Consider the following 17,187-nt stretch of genomic DNA (forward strand, 5'->3'; position numbering starts at 1 on the left):
GAGCGGGATATGACCCGGCAAGCCGGGTCATAGAGCACGCATTGCGCAAGCGCAATGCGAATTCCGGCGCAAGCGCCGGAATAGAATTCCGCAAGCGGAATTCGAAAAGCAAAACAATTCGCGCAAGCGCGAATTGTGGGCACCCGCGCAAGCGCGGTTGCCTTGGCTGGCTACGTGGGGAGGGTGCATCACGTGCGGGCCTGTGTAGGGTTTGGAATTCCTCGCTGGCACCTCGGTAGTGAGGGTGACGGTCCGTCGGCCTGACGGGGTGCCGGCCTCATCGTAGTGACGGGCTCCGCTGCGCTCCGCCCAAAACCCCTCCCCCGCTCTGCAGACTGCCCGTCCACGTTCACTGATGCCTCGTCGACATGCAGGATGACCGGCTGCCTGCGGGCGGCTTCCGTCGTGCATCAGCTTTGAGGGCGAAGCTGATGCACGAGTGATGCATCACGAGTAGTAGCTGTGTAGAGTCTGGGTATCTGCATCACACCCCCCAGCGTCGCGCTCCTCGCGCCGGGATTCCCTTTCTGAATACGCGCCGCATTCCTTGAGAAGGAGAACACGGGGCATGGCCGTGAAACTGCGTGACCACCAGACCGAGGCCGTTGCCGCCATTGTGCGGGGCCTGGATGTCCCGCCGGGCGGTATTCCCTTGGATGGCTTGCGTGGACAGGTGCACGCCGCGTGTGGGACGGGGAAGACCATCATCGCGGCGGCGGCGGCGAAGCGTCTTGTGCCCAAGGGCCGCGTTCTCGTGCTGGTGCCGACGCTGGACCTTCTGACGCAGACCGTGCGGGCGTGGCGCGAGGCTGGGCATGTGGGGCCGGCGGTAGCGGTGTGCTCGCTCCAGGACGACCCGGAGCTGTGGAACCTGAAGGTGCGTTCCACGACGAATCCGGTGCAGTTGGCGTTGTGGCACGGTTCTGGGCCTGTGGTCATGTTCGGGACGTACGCGTCGCTGGGGGTTCTGGCGGAGGCGTTCGAGGGGGTCTACGGGCAGCGGCTCGCCCCGCTGGACCTGGTCGTGGTGGATGAGGCGCATCGGACGTCGGGGTCGATGGGTAAGGCGTGGGCCGACGTTCATGATCAGGGTGTGATTCCGGCGTATCGGCGGTTGTATCTGACGGCGACGCCGCGGATCTGGCAGGAGCGGTCTTCGGAGTGGGAGGCCGTGGAGGGGGTGCGGGATCCGCTGCCGCGGGAGATGGCGGCCTCGATGGACAACGAGGCGGTCTTCGGGCCGGTGCTCTACAAGCTCAGCCTGGCGTCGGCCGTCTCGCGCGGGCTGCTGGCGCGGTATCAGATCATCGTGCTGGAGCTTCAGGACCCGGTCGTCACGCCCGAGCGATTGATGGGCGAGGAGCGGCACAGTGAGGAGGTGCGGGGGCAGCGACTGGGGGCGTTGCAGGCGGCGTTGATGCGTGCGATGGCGGAGTACGGGCTGTCGACGTGCATCACGTTCCATCATCGGACGATGGAGGCGCAGGCGTACGCGGAGGGCCTTGAGCGCGTGGCGGCGAAGCTGCACGCCGACCAGCCGGAGACGTATCCCGCTCGGGTCTGGGCGGACTGGCTGTGTGGCGAACACGCCCCGGAGCGCCGGCGGGAGGTCCTCGGCTCGTTCGGGACCACGGCGCGGCGGGCCGTGCTGTCGAACTGCCGGGTCCTGGGCGAGGGTGTCGACATCCGGGCGGTGGACTCGGTGGCGCTGCTAGATCCGAAGGGTGCGCCGCACGACATCGTGCAGGCGATTGGGCGGGCGTTGCGTCAGAAGCCTGGTGAGGGGAAGCTCGCTTCGTTGATCGTGCCGGTTTTTCTCCAGGCGGGAGAAAAGCCTGAGGATATGTTCACGTCGGGGTCGTATCGGCCTTTGGTGAAGGTATTGGAGGGGCTGCGGGCTCACGACGAGGAGGCCGTGGAATTGCTGGCGATTCCGCAGGAGCCTCAGAAAGGCTGGGCGCAGCCGTCCGTGAACATCGGCATGATGCCCGGGGAAGGTGAAGAGGAATCCCGTTTGCTGCTGCGTTTTGCTGCTCCGCGTGATCCGGTGATGGTCGCGGAGTGGGTCAGCTTCAATGTGATCGACACCGAGCGGCAGGACTGGGCGCGCGGGTGGGCGAAGCTGAAGGCGTATGTCGAGCGGGAGGGGCATGCCCGGGTTCCGTATGGGCATCGGGAGGGTGCGACGCCTCTTGGGCAGTGGGTCGCGGAGCAGCGGCGCGCGTATGGGGCTGGGGAGATGAACGGTCTGCGGGCCGGGCGGCTGGAGCGGCTCGGGATGGTGTGGTCGGTCGCGGATGAGCGGTTCCAGGAGAACCTGGAGGCCGCGCGGGCGTATTACGAGGAGCACTGGACGTTGTGCGCGCCACGGACCGCGTCGATGCTCGACCGGCCGATCGGACAGTGGCTCGCGAACCTCCGCCGGCCCGGTGCGCTGGACGGGAAGCCGGAGTGGAGAGCGGCGCTGGAGGCGGTGGACGGGGACTGGAACCCGGTGTGGCCGGCCGCATGGCAGCGGCATTATGCGGTGGTGCGGGAGATGCTCGCGGAGGAGACCGTCCTTGGGTATGTCGAGCCGGGTGTGACGGTGCACGGGATGGATGTGGGGAAGTGGCTCGCCCGGCAACGGACGCCGAAAGTCTGGGAGGCCTTGACCGACGGGCAGCGCGAACGCCTGGAAGCCATCGGCGTCATCCCACACGCACCGACGCTCACCGGGCCTGCCGGAGTGGAGGGAGAACCGGCGAGGCCGCCGGCCGCGGGGCCGCTTGTAGCGGGGGAAGTACCCGCCGGGCCGCCCACAGCACCCGGGAGCGCCTTCGAGCGGGGTGTAGCAGCCCTCACGCAGTATCTGGCCCGCGAGGGCTCGGTGGCCGTGCCAAGGGGTCACGTGGAGCGGCTGGAGGACGGCAGCGAGATCCGCCTCGGAGTGTTCCTGTCGAACACGAAGGCCAGACGCGGAAAGCTCACCGAGGAAAGGCTCCAGGCCCTGGCCGCACTCGGATTGGAATGGGCGGCAGTATGAGAACGGTGGCCTGACACGGCCCGAGGCCCCGGATGCGCGGCGCGCCCGGTGGCCTTCGCCGTCTCCAGGGCGGCGGCATACCGAAGTACATGCAGACACCGGGACCCCAGGGCCGCACCCCCATTCCCCGGCCCCCGCGGCCAACTCACCACACTCGCCGGCCTCGGGCTGGAATGGGCGACGGCCTGACACTGCCCGAGGCCCCGGATGCGCGGCGCGCCCGGGGGCCTTCGCCGTCTCGGGGTCTACGGCATCGCATTGGAGTGTGGGTAGGCCCTGGGACTCGGGCCGCTCCCCCTGGCGCACCACTACGGGGGCCTGGGGCCCGGCGGCCCGGGGGTGCGGGAGGCGCGGGCCCGGGTGGAGGCGGCGGAGAGCGAGCTCGGCATGAAGCTGTCCGCGCGTCTCCAGGGGTTCCAGGACCGCTGGGACCAGGCCGTGGCGGGCGCTGGCACGACCGGACTCGCCGGGCTCTGCGGGGGGCGAGCACGGCCGATGGGGGCTGGTCTGCGTCCTGCCCGACGGTCACGAGACGTCGATGGAGAAACCGCACTGGGGCCGCGACGGCGAGGGCCGGCCGATCGGGTGGGCGGGCAGCGCACCCGACGACTGGTGAACGCCGGCGAGACCGACAACAGGACCCCGGGGGCAGGGCGGCCCGGGGTCTTTCGCCGTCCGGGGCCAGCGGGGCCACCCTCAGGCCCTACACGCACTGGGGTGCGATCTCCCGGGAGCCCTGAGCCGCGGCATCGCACTGGCGTGCGTGTAGATGCTGGGATCTTCGGCCGCATGGCTTCTTTGGGCGGCCAGGAAGGGTTCGGTGAGACGGCCCACCACGGGCGCAGAGCACCCGTGCAAGGCGGGTGCACGGTTTCCCGGGTACAGCAGCCGGTCACAGACCGAAGTCCCGTACCAGACCCTCATGGTCAGGCCAGCTCACACCCCACAGCCCACCCCACCACCAGGGACAACACCTGGTGAACCTCACAGAACGGCCTCACCAACAGAACGGCCTCACCACCAGAACAACCCACCACACCAACCAAAAGGGAGGAGCCATCCCCGCACGTACGGGGAGCAGTCGACGCGGGCGCGATGCAGGCAGACCTGGAGGGGTCCATCCCCCTGGGCGCGGGAAGCAGGAGCTTGGCCAAGCGCCGCTCAGCGTCGCGCAGGGTCCATCCCCGCGTGCGCGGGGAGCAGGAGGTGTCGAGGGTGTCCATCCGGCCGGACTCGGGTTCGTCCCCGCGTACGCGGGGAGCAGGGCACCACGTCAATCTTCTCCTCGACGGCCCCGGGTCCATCCCGGCGTGCGCGGGGAGCAGCTCGACGACCTCGGCCGGCGCATGGCCCAGTGGGGTCCGTCCCCGCACGCGCGGGGAGCAGGAAGTACTTCGCCACTGAGTCGTCGTGGTGGATGGGGTCATCCCCGCGCACGCGGGAAGCAGAACGTCCATGCCACCAACAGGATGGAAGAGGCGGGTCCATCCCCGCACGCACGGGGAGCAGTCGAAGGGCACGACGGGGACGACGCCGAGAGGGGGTCCATCCCCGCATACGCGGGGAGCAGCCCCTTCTTACTCCGGCTGTTCAGCAAGCGGGGGCCATCCCCACGTACGCGGGAAGCAGGAGCTCGAAGCCGACTGGCTGGGCGACGAGTGGGGGCCATCCCCGCACGCGCGGGGAACAGCGGCGTCATCGGCGTCGCCGCCGGCATCAAGGCGGGTCCATCCCCGCATATGCAGGGAGCAGTTGGCGAGGGACTGGTAGAGAGCCCAGCCGGTGGGTCCATCCCCGCACACGCGGGGAGCAGTCGGGGTCGAGGTTGGCGCCGTATTTCCCGAAGGGTCCATCCCCGCGCACGCGGGGAGCAGGCGTTGGTCGGGCCGAACGCGGTCCACAGCCGGGGTCCATCCCCGCGCGGGCGGGTAGCAGCGGACCGAGACGATGACTTTCACGCTCCAGCAAGGTCCATCCCCGCGCGCGGGGAGCAGGCGTTCGGGCTCGGCCACACCGACGGGGAGACGGGTCCATCCCCGCGCGAGCGGGGAGCAGGACGCGCTCGGCGGCGGCATGACGGCGAGCGGGGGTCCATCCCCGCAGGCGCGGGGAGCAGAACCCGGGAGCCGGCGCGCATGAAGCCGCCGAGGGGCATCCCCGCGTGCGCGGGGAGCACCACTGCGCGTCCTCGCGGACCAGCTTCGCGTAGGGTCCATCCCCGCACGCGCGGGGAGCAGTATGCGGCGAGGTTCCCCTTGCCGTGGGCGAGGGGTCCATCCCCGCGTACGCAGGGAAGCAGGCCACGCGCGAGGCGGCTGCGGCTCTGTCGGTGGGCATCCCCGCGGGCGCGGGGAGCAGCGCGACGCTCCCCCGGCGGTGACCCACTGGTGGGGTCCATCCCCGCGCAGGCGGGGAGCAGAGGGCGATCCGATGGGCGCCCGCTGGATTGCTGGGTCCATCCCTGCACGCGCGGGGAGCAGCTCGACGACCTCGGCCGGCGCATGGCCCAGTGGGGTCCGTCCCCGCACGAGCGGGGAGCAGTGCTCCCTGCCCTCCGGCCTGATCCGCATGCTGGGGCCATCCCCGCGTACGCGGGAAGCAGGCCGTGACCGGCGTGCCCACGGGGTACAGGGCGGGTCCATCCCCTCGTGCGCGGGGAGCAGTCTTCCTGACCTGCAGTTCTACCGCACCAGCGGCTCCGTCCGAACCACTTTCACCGAAACAGACAAACCACTGATGGGGCTCCTTGAATTGGTTCTGTCCGCAGTTCCGTGAACGATCTCGGGCTCAGTCGTCGGCTGCAACCAGGAGCGTCAGCAGGGCCCGGTCTTGATCGATGGCGATGTATTCGTGGAAGTCGCTGTGCACGCCGCCCCAGTCGTGGAACTTCTGGTGTCCCAGGTCCTGGAGGTGGTAGCAGCTGGTGGCCGAGTCAATCGGGGCATGCACTGTCGAGGCGAGGGTCTCCTCCAGGGACTCCGGGATGGAGCCGTGCTGGCTGGCCCAGCTGCGGAGGGTGCGGAGCGCGTCTGTGTGGGCAACCGGCCGGTAGGCATGCGCCGTGACGTGCTTGAGCCAGTACGGGCCGTGGCGCGTCCCCGCAGGATCGACGCCGCCGCCCGCGTAGTCATCGCGGAACTGCTCGTGCGCGACGAGCGCCACCAGCAGCTCACTGTCCTGGATGCCCTGGGGGAACCGGAAGGACTTCACGTCCACCCAGCGGTGGCAGTGCGGTCCATGGCCTGTGAAGTTGTGGTGCCGGAAGTTCACGAGGAACTGAGTATCCGGGACGAGCTTTGTCACAGGCGCACGCTATCGCGCCGCGAGACGGCGAGCGATCGGCCTGGGGTTTCACGAAACTGCGGTCAGAGCCGATTTCAGAGATTCCCATCACCACCCATCTGTACACCGCGATTCGTCGTGTACCGCCAGGTGGTGTGGGCCGGCGGCAGACTCATCCCCACGTACGCGGGAAGCAGCCGTTGGCGTGGAATCCGATGCGGGCGGGCTGGGGTCCATCCCCGCGCACGCGGGGAGCAGAGGTGGTCGGCGATGGCCTGGTCGCCGCAGCCGGGTCCATCCCCGCACACACCGTATGCGGGGATGGACCTGCTCGACTTTTACGGCGTAAAAAAGCCGACGGCTGCTCCCCGCGTACGCGGAAAGCAGATCGGTCTGGTCGACCACCAGGCATCCCGGCCGGGTCCATTCCCGCACACGCGGGGAGCAGCGCATCAGGGATGCCGACTCGAAGAGACGCGGGGGGGCCATCCCCGCGCACGCGGGAAGCAGCTGAAGCGGGACCGGGTGCCGAACCTGCCGCTGGGTCCATCCCCGCGAGCACGGGGAGCAGGGCGAGAAGCCGCCGATCTTGTCCCGCCACTGGGGGCCATCCCCGCGTGCGCGGGGAGCAGCGCCGCCAGGCTACACAGGACGCCATGCGCGCAGATCCATCCCCGCACGCGCGGGAAGCAGCCGGACCGGATCCTCGCCACCCTCGCCGGCGAGGGTCCATACCCGCATGCACGGGGAGCAGGCCGTTCTCCACATCACTCCGGAGGGTTGGGCGGGTCCATCCCCGCGCACGCGGGGAGCAGCTGGAGATCACGACCAAGCTCGTGGACGCCCTGGGTCCATCCCCGCGGGCGCGGGGAGCAGAGCGCGTGGACCTTCCCGTCACCGGCCGCACGGGGTCTATCCCCGCACACGCGGGGAGCAGTCTGTCTCGTCGCGGAGCCAGTCGGTGACGAGGGGTCCATCCCCGCACACGCGGGGAGCAGCTTCCTGACCTGCAGTTCTACCCCACCACTTCCTCAATCTGAACCACTTTCACCAAAACAGATAAAACACCCACCACGCACCGAACAGTCGGCGACTGGAACTCACAGCCCGCCATCGGGCTCATCACCCTGCGACACGAACAGAGCCACCGGTGGTAAGCGTGATGGTGAGCGAGGCGGGATGTGGTGAGTGCGCCGACGGCACTCACCACACCCGGTCAGAGAACGTTGAGGACCTGTACTTCGACCACGCAGGCGATGGTCCGGGGACCATCCACGCGTACGCGGAAAGCAGAGCGTTGGCCCGTCCCCGCCGGCAAGGCGTTTGGGTCCCTCCCAGCATGCGCGGGGAGCAGCTCCGTACCCATCGCCTGGAGGGTCCATCCCCGCGGGCACGGGGAGCAGAAGGTCCGCGGCGGCAAGGCCCCGCAGAAGACGGGCCCATCCCCGCGTACGCGCAGGGAGACCATGTCCAACTCCGTGGCGTACACGGACTTGGCTCCATCCCCGGCATGACAGGGAAACCGGGATCGTCACCGTCAACAGCCATCTCGATGCCGGGTCCATCCCTGCGTGCGCGGGGAGCAGGCAGTCCGAGATCTTATCGGTGAGGCCGCTGAGGGTCCATCCCTGCGTACGCGGGGAGCAGGGAAGGCGTCAAGTCAGCCTGAAACAGGATGAGGGTCCATCCCTGCGTACACAGGGAGCAGGGAAGCGTCGCCGGAGCGGCGTTGTAGACCTGGGGACCATCCCCGCGTACGCGGGAAGCAGGACGCCATCTGGTTCATCTGCGCGGACGTGCTGGCGGTTGTCCGGGGGCCATCCCCGCGGGCGCGGGGAACAGGACAACCCCGGCTACCTCTATGCCCGAGGCTCGGGTCCATCCCCGCGGGCGCAGGGAGCAGCAGCTGACCATTCGGCCGGTACCCGGGCCCGGGGGTCCATCCCCGCGCGGGCAGGGAGCAGTAGAGTTCCGCGTGCCTGTACATGTTCCAGCCAGGCCCATCCCCCGCGTGCGCGGGAAGCAGATTTCCACCACGTGCTCCAGGCGGAGCCTGCCGGGTCCATCCCCGTGCGTACGGGGAGCAGGACGGCTGGATCTTCGCGCGGATGCGGCAGTGAGTCCATCCCCACGCGGGCGGGGAGCAGCAACCGTGCTCCCATGTGGGCCGGTATGCGCTGGGTCCATCCCCTCACACGCAGGGAGCAGGCGATGCGGCGGACGGCCGGGACGGTCTCGATGGGTCCATCCCCGCGCGGGCGGGGAACAGCAGTGCTCCAGGCGGCCGATGGCCCAGGTGACGGGTCCATCCCCGCACGCGCGGGGAACAGGCGTTGCCGAGGCGGGCCAGGCTCTGGACCTTGGGTCCATCCCCGCCGCGCGGAGAACAGTCCGCCGAGGCGTAGCAACCTCGCATCGCGCCGGGTCCATCCCCGCACGCGCGGGGAACAGTCCACAGCGCGCGACTCACCTCCTGAGCTGGAGGGTCCATCCCCGCACGCGCGGGGAGCAGGACGTGAAAATCACATCGGGGCCCGCGTACAAGGGTCCATCCCCGTGCGTACGGGAAGCAGCCGCAGTGGATGAAGACGAGGACGGCGAAAGCGGGGCCATCCCCGCGTGTACGGGGAGCAGTACTTCACAGAGTCCTTAAGGGAGGAAGCCTGGGGTCCATCCCCGCGGGCGCGGGGAGCAGCCGGAGTGCCGCAACAGGGTGAAGTCGTCCGCGGGGTCATCCCCGCACACGCGGGAAGCAGGGTCTGGTCGATGGCGGCCTGGAGCGCGCGTTGGGTCCATCCCCGCGCACGCGGGAAGCAGGGCAGCGACGCCGGCACCTCCCTGGTGTGGGAGGGTCCATCCCCGCGGGGGCGGGGAGCAGGCGGCGGCGTTGCGGTCGGGATCCTTCATGGGTCCATCCCCGCGCGAGCGGGGAGCAGTCGGCCGCCTCCATCGCCTCGGCCCCAAGGTTGGGGCTATCCCCGCGTACGCGGGAAGCAGCACGGAGGCGAAGGTGAGGCGGTGCGCGCCTGGGGTCCATCCCCGCACACGAAGGGAGCAGGGCCTCAGCCGCCACGCCGCCCAGATGTCCTTGGGTCCATCCCCCGCGTACGCGGGGGGGGCAGGCAGAACATCACGATCGATCCGCAGGATCGTGGGGTCCATCCCCGCGTGCACGGAGAGCAGATCGCCCGCACCCGGGCCGCCGACTCGTCCGCGGGTCCATCCCCGCGTGCGCGGGGAGCAGTTCGGGTCCCCGAGCTTGTACCCGAACCACTTGAGTAAATCCCCGCGCGGGCGGGGAGCAGTCGCCAGCATCGCCGATCTTCCCTCTACCTCAGGGTCCATCCCCGCGTACGCGGGAAGCAGCGCCGCAGCCACGGCCGCACCTGGCTGTCGGCGGGGCCATCCCCGCACACGCGGGGAGCAGACCCGGATCTTGCGCATGCGAGGGGTGGACGAGGGGACATCCCCGCACGCGCGGGGAGCAGCTGGGCTCGATGGCCTGAAGGGTGCCGCGCTGGGGTCCATCTCCGCGTACCCGGGGAGCAGGGGTATCGGTGGGTGCGAACCGGTCTGGGATGGGTCCATCCCCACGCCACGGAAAGCAGCAGATGCCGGGGTCCGGTCGCTCCGGTCACTGCCCCCTCCCCCACACAGGCAGGAACAGGCGCGACCCATGGTCCGAAGGAGCCAGGGCGCGGGTCCATCCCCGCAGACGCGGGAAGCAGACACCGATCATGGCTCGGATCTCGTTGCCCGTGGGTCCATCCCCGCGTACACGGGGAACAGGGACAGCAGCGGTTGAAGTGGATGCCCCCGGGGAGGCCATCCCCGGGGGCGCAGGAAGCAGAGACCGACGTCCTGGCCGCGCAGCTTGAAGGCGGGGCCATCCCCGCACGGACGGGGAGTAGCGGATTGCCTGCTGAGCGGTGCCGTCGGAGTGGGGGCCATCCCGGTGCATACGGGGGGGCAGGAGGCCGCGAGCAGCGCGCCGCCGAGGACCAGGGTCCATCCCCGCACGCGCGGGGAGTAGCCATGTCGCATCATTTCCGTGGAGCATTGCAGGGGTCCATCCCCGCGCACGCGGGGAGCAGGGGTTGGTCCTGCCCTGCCATACCTGTCGCCAGGGTCCATCCCCGCGGACGCGGGGAGCAGTCGGACAGGTACGGACGGATCCTGCGGGCGCTGGGTCCATCCCCACGCGCGCGGGGAGCAGTTTGGGAGCGCCGTGGGCCGGCCCAGGCCGTCGGGGGTCATCCCCGCGGGCGCGGGGAGCAGCGCGAAAGCGCTTGCCGAGTCCGCCCTGAACGGGGGCCATCCCCACACGAACAGGGAACAGCCAATCGCCAAGGCGCTGGGTATCGCTTCGCCAGGTCCATCCCCGCGTACGCAGGGAGCAGTTCCGGATGACGACCAGGCTCGTGTGGGCGTGGGGTCCATCCCCGCGTACCCGGGGAGCAGATCGACGTCGGTGTCTCCTGCGTCACCGGCTCGGGCCCATCCCCGCGGAGGGGGGGAAGCAGTCACACTGGGCGCCGTCGCGGTGGTAGCCGACGGGGCCATCCACGCAGGCGCGGGGAGCAGGAACCCTGATCGAGTGGTGATCGGATCCGAAGAGGCCCATCCACGCAGGCGCGGGGAGCAGTCTTCCTAACCTGCAGTTCTACCCCACCGACAACTCCCCCGGAACCACTTTCACCGAAACAGACAAACCACCCACCTATGCACCACGAATCGCCGTGTACCGCCGAGTGGCGTGGCCGGCAGCAGGTCCACCCCACGTGCACAAGGAGCAGCGCACGGGCCTGTCTCCGGGGAGCGGCCGCACGGGTCCATCCCCGCGCATACGGGAAGCAACAAATGCCCGAGGTCCAGTCGCTCCGGTCGCTACCCCTCCCCGAACACGCGGGGAACAAGAACCCCACGCGGCCTGGATGGGCAGACCGAGGGGTCCATCCCCACGTACGCGGGGAAGCAGCTGATGACGACGCTCTTGAGCCGGGCCCTGGCGGGTCCATCCCCGCATACGCGGGGAACAAGTACCGCTGGTCGGGGCCTACGTCGGAGACGCGGGTCCAGCCCCGCGGACACGGGAAGCAAGCCGGGGTTGAGGTCAGGACACTGCGCCCACCGGGTCCATCCCCGCGGGCGCGAAGAGCAGGCCACCGTCGGTGGACACGGCAGCGGCGTGGGGTCCATCCCCGCGGGCGCGAAGAGCAGTCCGTGGCCCGCAGCTTCGCGGCGGGCCATCAGGGTCCATCCCCGCGGGCGCGGGGAACAATTCCTCGGCGCCGTCGGTGGCGTCGCTCCGTGGGGTCCATCCCGCGCGTACGGGGAACAGCAGTGCTCCGCACGCGGACCCCCGTGCGCCTGGGCCCATCCCCGCGTACACGGGGAGCAGGTCGCCATCATCTGAACTGGGAAGTTCACGTTGGGTCCATCCCCGCACGCGCGGGGAGCAGATGCTCAAGGTCGGAGCGATCGCCGGCGTGCTGGGTCCATCCCTGCGCGGGCGGGGAACAGTTCCAGGCGATGCCAATCCTCCGGTTCGAACAGGGTCCATCCCCGCGCGGGTGGGGAACAGGCAGTCCACAGCCGTCTGAAGCTCGGGTCCCAGGGTCCATCCCCGCGCACGCGGGAAGCAGGTGGGCCGTCAGGCCGCGCGGCCAGAGCGCTTGGGTCCATCCCCACGCACGCGGGAAGCAGACACGCTTCCGATTGCGTGTCGCTGTACGTAGGGGTCCATCCCCGCACACGCGGGGAGCAACCCTCGTCTTGCCACTTGAAATTGGGCTTGTGGGGTCCATCCCCACGCGCGGCGAGCAGGTCATAGTGGGCGGCGCGCTTGCCGCCCCGGGAGGTCCATCCCCCTCACGCGCAGGGAGCAGAAGAGCGTGGCCACGGACACCCTGACCAACGTGGGTCTATCCCCGCACACGCGGGGAGCAGATCTGCGCGACGGCTTCCGGCCCGGGAAGCAGCGGTCGACCGCATCGCGCAGCGACGCCCCAGAGGGACCATCCCCACGTACGCGGGAAGCAGTGGCCCCACCCTACGTCGGCCCGGCGGCCCCGGGGTCCATCCCCGCGTACGCGGGGAGCAGCATCCAGGTCGGCGCAACCCAGGTGCTGTACCTGGGGTCATCCCTGCGTGGGCAGGGAGCAGTGACCAGCTCGATCTCGAACACCATCAGCAACAGTCGGTCTTCTTTACGGCGTAAAGATACGAGAAGGGTCCATCTCCTGCGGGTCGCGGCAAGAAGGACACGCCGTCGTACGCGTCACCAGCGATGAGGTCCATCCCCGTGCATACGGGGAGCAAGTGGAGGCTGAGGTGGTGGGGTCGACGATGACGGGTCTATCCCCGCGTACGCGGGGAGCAGATGGTGGGTGTCGGCGATGCCGTGCAGCTCGCGGGTCCATCCCCGCGTGCGCGGGGAGCAGATGATGCAGACAGACCCGGGAAACCGGAGTCTGGGTCCATCCCCGCGTGCGCGGGGAGCAGTCTTGCTGACCTGCAGTTCTACCCCACCAACAACTCCCCCGGAACCACTTTCACCGAAACAGACAAACCACCAACCCCGTGCGGGCAGGGAACAGCCGGAGGTCGAGACGATGATTCCATACCCGCCCTCACACCCTCCACCAGGACATCCACACCACGATCTTGCTGACGCCCACCCACCGCCACCCCACCACCCACTCACAGGCGGCGAGGGCCTGGTCGAAGGGCTCGCCGATCTGTTCGCAGAGCAGTACCAGGGCGTCGTTGTCGGCGGCCTCGGTGTCGGAGAGCTAGCCGGAGGCGACGGTGAGCACCAGTTCGCCGATCTCGTGACGGGTGGCGAGGAACTCGTCGACCAGAGTCCGGCCGGCGGTGACGAACGAGTTCGCGGGTGGTTCGGCGGGTGGTGGGAGTGGGGTGCGGACGTCGTGAACGGCCTGGCGGACCACCGCCTGCACGGGTACACCCATTGTCAGACGCTGCTGGCAGCATCATCGCTATGAACGCCAAATTCACCACCCCGCCGCGGCCGTTCGACATCACCGCGCTCTTCCCTGAACTGGCCCCGCTGGCGCGCACGGCGACCCGACTGCACCCGCGCCCCGGCTCGCCGACCGTGCACGACAGCTCCGTCGGGGGGCCGCTCCTGTGGCCCGCCAACGAGCCGTGGCCGTACTGCGACAAGCCGCATGACAGCCGCGCGGCGCCGGTCGTCCACTCCCCGGACGACGTCCGGCTCCTCCGTCAGGACCGTGCCGCAGCAGCCGAGCGGCGGCGCCTCGACCCCGAGGCACCCCAGTGGACTCCCGAGGAACGGTCCACCTGGGAGCGGCTCTCGGACCGCCCGTGGTTCGACGGCCCGATCCCCCTCCTCCCCGTCGCCCAGCTCTACGCCGGCGACATCCCCTTCCCACGCCCGCCCGACGCGGACCTCCTCCAGGTCCTCTGGTGCCCCTTCGACCACGCGGAACATGCCAGCCCCAAAGCCGCACTGTTCTGGCGCTCCTCCGCCACCGTCACCGACGTTCTCGACGCACCGCCCGAGCCACCCATCATCCAGCGGGACTGCTACCTCCCTCAGCCGTGCCTTTTCTCACCGGAGCAGGTCACCGAATATCCCCACCCCTCGGAACTGAGCACTGAGCTTCAGGACCAGCTGGACGACGAGAGCCGCTGGCAGACGATCGACCCCGAGCAGTACCAGGCGTACGCGGACGACCCGGGCGAGCTCTATCTGAACAACCTCTCCACCGCGCCCGGCTGGACGACCGGCGGCTGGACCTGCTGGAGCCGCACCGATCCCAAGCCCCTTCCCTGCCCCGAGTGCGGCACCGAGCAGGTCCCGCTCCTGACCATCGCCTCCCGGGAATGGGACGGCGCAGCCGGACCTGGATCGCCGAGGAGGACCGGACGGACCCGGCCCCGCCCCCTCTGGGCGCCCAGGACGGCAACTTCACGCTCATCGACATCGTCGGCGGCTACAACCTCCAACTCCACGCCTGCCCGGCCGACCCGTCCCACCCCCACATCGAACTGGTCCCGTGAGATCTCGCGGAAGCCCTCCGCGCCGACGCACACGCCACAATCGGCACGGCGATCGACTCTCCAGTCAGCAGCCTTGGCCAACTACCAGATGATCCGAACGACGGGCCCTTGGCTTGACGTTTAACCTCATGGGCAGTTCACGCTTACCGTGGGCGCGTGAACGATATCGACACTGTGAGAGGTCGAGCACGAGTTCAGCCCAGGGTCCATCCCCGCGGGCGCGGGGAGCAGGACATGCTGGCCTGGCTGTCGCGGCCTCCGGTCCCGGGGCCGATGGGTCCTTCCCGCGTACGCGGGGAGCAGTAGTCGTACGGGCACCCGCGCGATCCGACGGTGGGGCCATCCCCGCGCGCGCGGGAGCAGTCTTGCTGACCTGCAGTTCTACCGCACCAACTGGGCCTCCTGAACCACTTTCACCGAAACGGACAAACCACCCGCCCATCTGCACAATGGCAGCAACGAATAGCAGATTCTGCGAAGCGTTAGGGCTTGCTTGAGCCGTGGTGCCTGGAAACAGGCATGCCCGGTTCTGAGGAGGCCGAGTCATGGCAACCTGACCCGGCTACCCGACCAGTGGCGCGGTATCGCCATGAGCACCGACAAGCCCGCCGTGCACTACCTCGCGGCACTTCAGGTCGCAGCAATCTTCCTCTGGGTCCGAACCTGACGCGAAGGCCGGTTACCTCTGCCAGGAGAGCGCCTCAACCGATGCGGTGTCACCCGCCGCCAGCAGTCCGAAGAGCCGGAGAACCTCCTCGCGGGCGACATCCCGCATCTCCCCCAGAGCCATCGAGTCCGCGTCCGGGTTCTCCCAAACCAGCAGACCGTCGCCGAAGGCGCTGAGGGACCACCCGCTCTCATGGGTGAGTGAGACATCGGGGTGCTCGTCATCGGCCTCTGCCAGACCATCGAGCACTCGCCTCATCGTCTCCGGATCAGGCTCGTCGACCGTCCCGCCCATGACGTCGTACATGAAGTAGCTCATTGAGCAATTACCTCATGCGGTGATCCACGGGACACTGCCTAAAACCCACCCCTACACGCGCGGGGAGCAGCCATCGTCAGCCCCGCGGCTGATGCCCGCCCAGGGCCCATCCCCACGTACGCGGAGAGTCGGGGGCGAGGCGGCGTTGGCGGGTGCCGTCGATGGAGGAACTCCAGCACACAATCACCCGACTGGAACAGAGGAACGTCGAGCAATCCTCACTACTGGAAGAACGGAACGGTGAGCTAGAAGCCGTCAGGGCAGCGAATCGAGAGCTGACGCGGGCCCTGAACCAGCGCGGGTGAGGCAGGGCCGCTCGCCGACGGCGAGCGGCCCCGTCACTCAGTTACTCATCACCGGCCGGAGGCTCGACCGTCTCGCCGGGAGACGTGTCGGCCGAGCTGCCGTTGTCCTGCCCCGCGTCCCCGCGGTCAGCGTCGTTGTCGCGGTTCTTACGGCGGGCATCGATGATCTGGAGCGCCACCGAGCCCACTGCGGCAGCAGCAGAGATCGCACCGAAGATCGTGTTGAGGTCCAACTTCAGTCCTTCCGGACTCTTGCAGGACCGGTATGCCTAACTACACCACCGGGCGCCCTCTACGCCTTCCGTGGTGATGCAGTTGACTACGGCCCCTACGACTGGGACGTCGAGGGGCCCCGAAACCCGGGGCTCTGGGCACCCGGGGGTCAGCCATGACCAATTCACCCGGTGGACGGCACGGTCGAGGAGGAACCTCGAACTCCATCACCCGGGACGCCTCGATGGTGTCGTGGGGCTCCAGTCGCTGAGCCAGTTGGGACAGAAACTCGTTCCAGCTCGTCGGTTCCATTCCGAGGACGGTCAACACCCGCAGCAGATCCAGAACGGCCTCTGCCTCGCGCAGCAACCGTGCCTCATCTGAATCCCTGGCGGCCAGAGCAGTGCCTGCGTCGCCGCGGTCTGACAGCTCCAGCAGTCTCTTAGGCGTCATGGTCTTCAGACCATCTTCCGGCATGACGGCAAGTGCGTTCAGGGCCCACAACGGAACCTCAGCGGCTTTCAGGACACGCAGCCGACGGTGGTGGCCTTCTCCCAGCGCGATCTGTTGGCCTCGCAGCTCTTCGAGTTGCTCGGCCAGCCTCCACAGCCGAGCAACGAACTCGACGGCACCATGGGTCAAGAGCAGGCTCCGGCTCCGAACCACATCGACTTCCGGGAAGGTCATCATCCGATCGTTGATCGGCACAGCAAAGAGCCGCAAGTCGCCCGCCATGTCCTCGCAAAGCTGCGCGAACGGCGTTCGGGGGGCACACTTCGCAAGTTCCCGCAACAGGGTCACCTGCTCATCAACGCTGAGGTTGGCGAGCGGGTACTCCTGCAGCTCGACGGAAGAGTGGTGGACCACGCGGTTGCGCGCATGGCGGATCGCATCAGCTGCGTCTGCCGAGACAGTCGCCATGAGGCGGCGGGCTTGCCGGAGAGAGAAACCACCCACCGGCGCCCGGTCCCAGTACTGAAAGTCCACAGCATCAGGCTACTGGATCACCCCCCGTGGCCTGCCGGGCGTTTCATACCTCAGTCCCGTTGTCCGCTGCCACCTGAATCGGGGATAGCGCTACACCTGTTGCACTGACTAACCTCCAACGCAACGGCACTGAGCTGCACATACTCCCAACCCCTCACTCCACACAATGCATCCGCCCCAGAGAAGCGGCGAGGTCCCAGCTCTGGCGGAGGCAACAACGAAGGACCCGGTCGTATCGGAGCCGTCAAAGGCAGTGGCGGTGTCGTTCGTCCCACCGAACGGCACGCGAACAACTGCAGGTAGCTCGGGGGGCCATCCTCGCGCGTGACGGGGAGCAGGCT

6 protein-coding genes and 1 pseudogene are annotated in these 17,187 nt (G+C 68.8%); 2 read left to right on the forward strand and 5 right to left on the reverse strand.

Translation table 11 applies throughout. The annotated features are described in order from the left end of the window. The first annotated feature begins 568 nt into the window (after window positions 1-568). Window positions 569-3,025 carry a Helicase associated domain protein gene (locus ACFC0Z_RS06650; RefSeq protein ID WP_376433519.1) on the forward strand — a complete coding sequence of 819 codons (2,457 nt, stop codon included), beginning with the start codon at window positions 569-571 and terminating at the stop codon, window positions 3,023-3,025. Between the two features lie 2,787 nt (window positions 3,026-5,812). Here ACFC0Z_RS06650 and ACFC0Z_RS06655 read toward each other — a convergent pair. Beyond that, the gene (locus ACFC0Z_RS06655; protein WP_376433521.1) at window positions 5,813-6,328 is read right to left on the reverse strand and encodes a hypothetical protein; all 516 of its coding nucleotides are present in this window, start codon (window positions 6,326-6,328) and stop codon (window positions 5,813-5,815) included. A gap of 6,773 nt (window positions 6,329-13,101) precedes the next feature. After that, the gene (locus tag ACFC0Z_RS06660; protein ID WP_376433522.1) at window positions 13,102-13,281 is read right to left on the reverse strand and encodes a hypothetical protein; all 180 of its coding nucleotides are present in this window, start codon (window positions 13,279-13,281) and stop codon (window positions 13,102-13,104) included. Between the two features lie 29 nt (window positions 13,282-13,310). Here ACFC0Z_RS06660 and ACFC0Z_RS06665 point away from each other — a divergent pair. Further along, window positions 13,311-14,356, forward strand: a pseudogene (locus tag ACFC0Z_RS06665) (hypothetical protein). A gap of 679 nt (window positions 14,357-15,035) precedes the next feature. Here the strand turns inward: ACFC0Z_RS06665 and ACFC0Z_RS06670 are convergent. The 3 genes from ACFC0Z_RS06670 to ACFC0Z_RS06680 form a co-directional block, all read right to left on the reverse strand. Then, window positions 15,036-15,341, reverse strand: coding sequence for a hypothetical protein (locus ACFC0Z_RS06670; protein ID WP_376433524.1), 306 nt, complete (start codon window positions 15,339-15,341; stop codon window positions 15,036-15,038). 346 nt (window positions 15,342-15,687) lie between these two features. Then, window positions 15,688-15,879, reverse strand: coding sequence for a hypothetical protein (locus ACFC0Z_RS06675; protein ID WP_376433526.1), 192 nt, complete (start codon window positions 15,877-15,879; stop codon window positions 15,688-15,690). 40 nt (window positions 15,880-15,919) lie between these two features. Continuing rightward, the gene (locus tag ACFC0Z_RS06680; protein WP_376433528.1) at window positions 15,920-16,846 is read right to left on the reverse strand and encodes a hypothetical protein; all 927 of its coding nucleotides are present in this window, start codon (window positions 16,844-16,846) and stop codon (window positions 15,920-15,922) included. Window positions 16,847-17,187: the final 341 nt, after the last annotated feature.

Origin of the sequence: Streptomyces sp. NPDC056144 (assembly GCF_042264145.1) — a bacterium.
GTDB lineage: Bacteria > Actinomycetota > Actinomycetes > Streptomycetales > Streptomycetaceae > Streptomyces.

What these genes read in the sequence shown, in the direction of transcription:
- ACFC0Z_RS06670 (WP_376433524.1), bottom strand. Translation starts at nt 15,341, where the DNA reads ATGAGCTACTTCATGTACGACGTCATGGGCGGGACGGTCGACGAGCCT.
- ACFC0Z_RS06660 (WP_376433522.1), bottom strand. Translation starts at nt 13,281, where the DNA reads ATGGGTGTACCCGTGCAGGCGGTGGTCCGCCAGGCCGTTCACGACGTC.
- ACFC0Z_RS06650 (WP_376433519.1), top strand. Translation starts at nt 569, where the DNA reads ATGGCCGTGAAACTGCGTGACCACCAGACCGAGGCCGTTGCCGCCATT.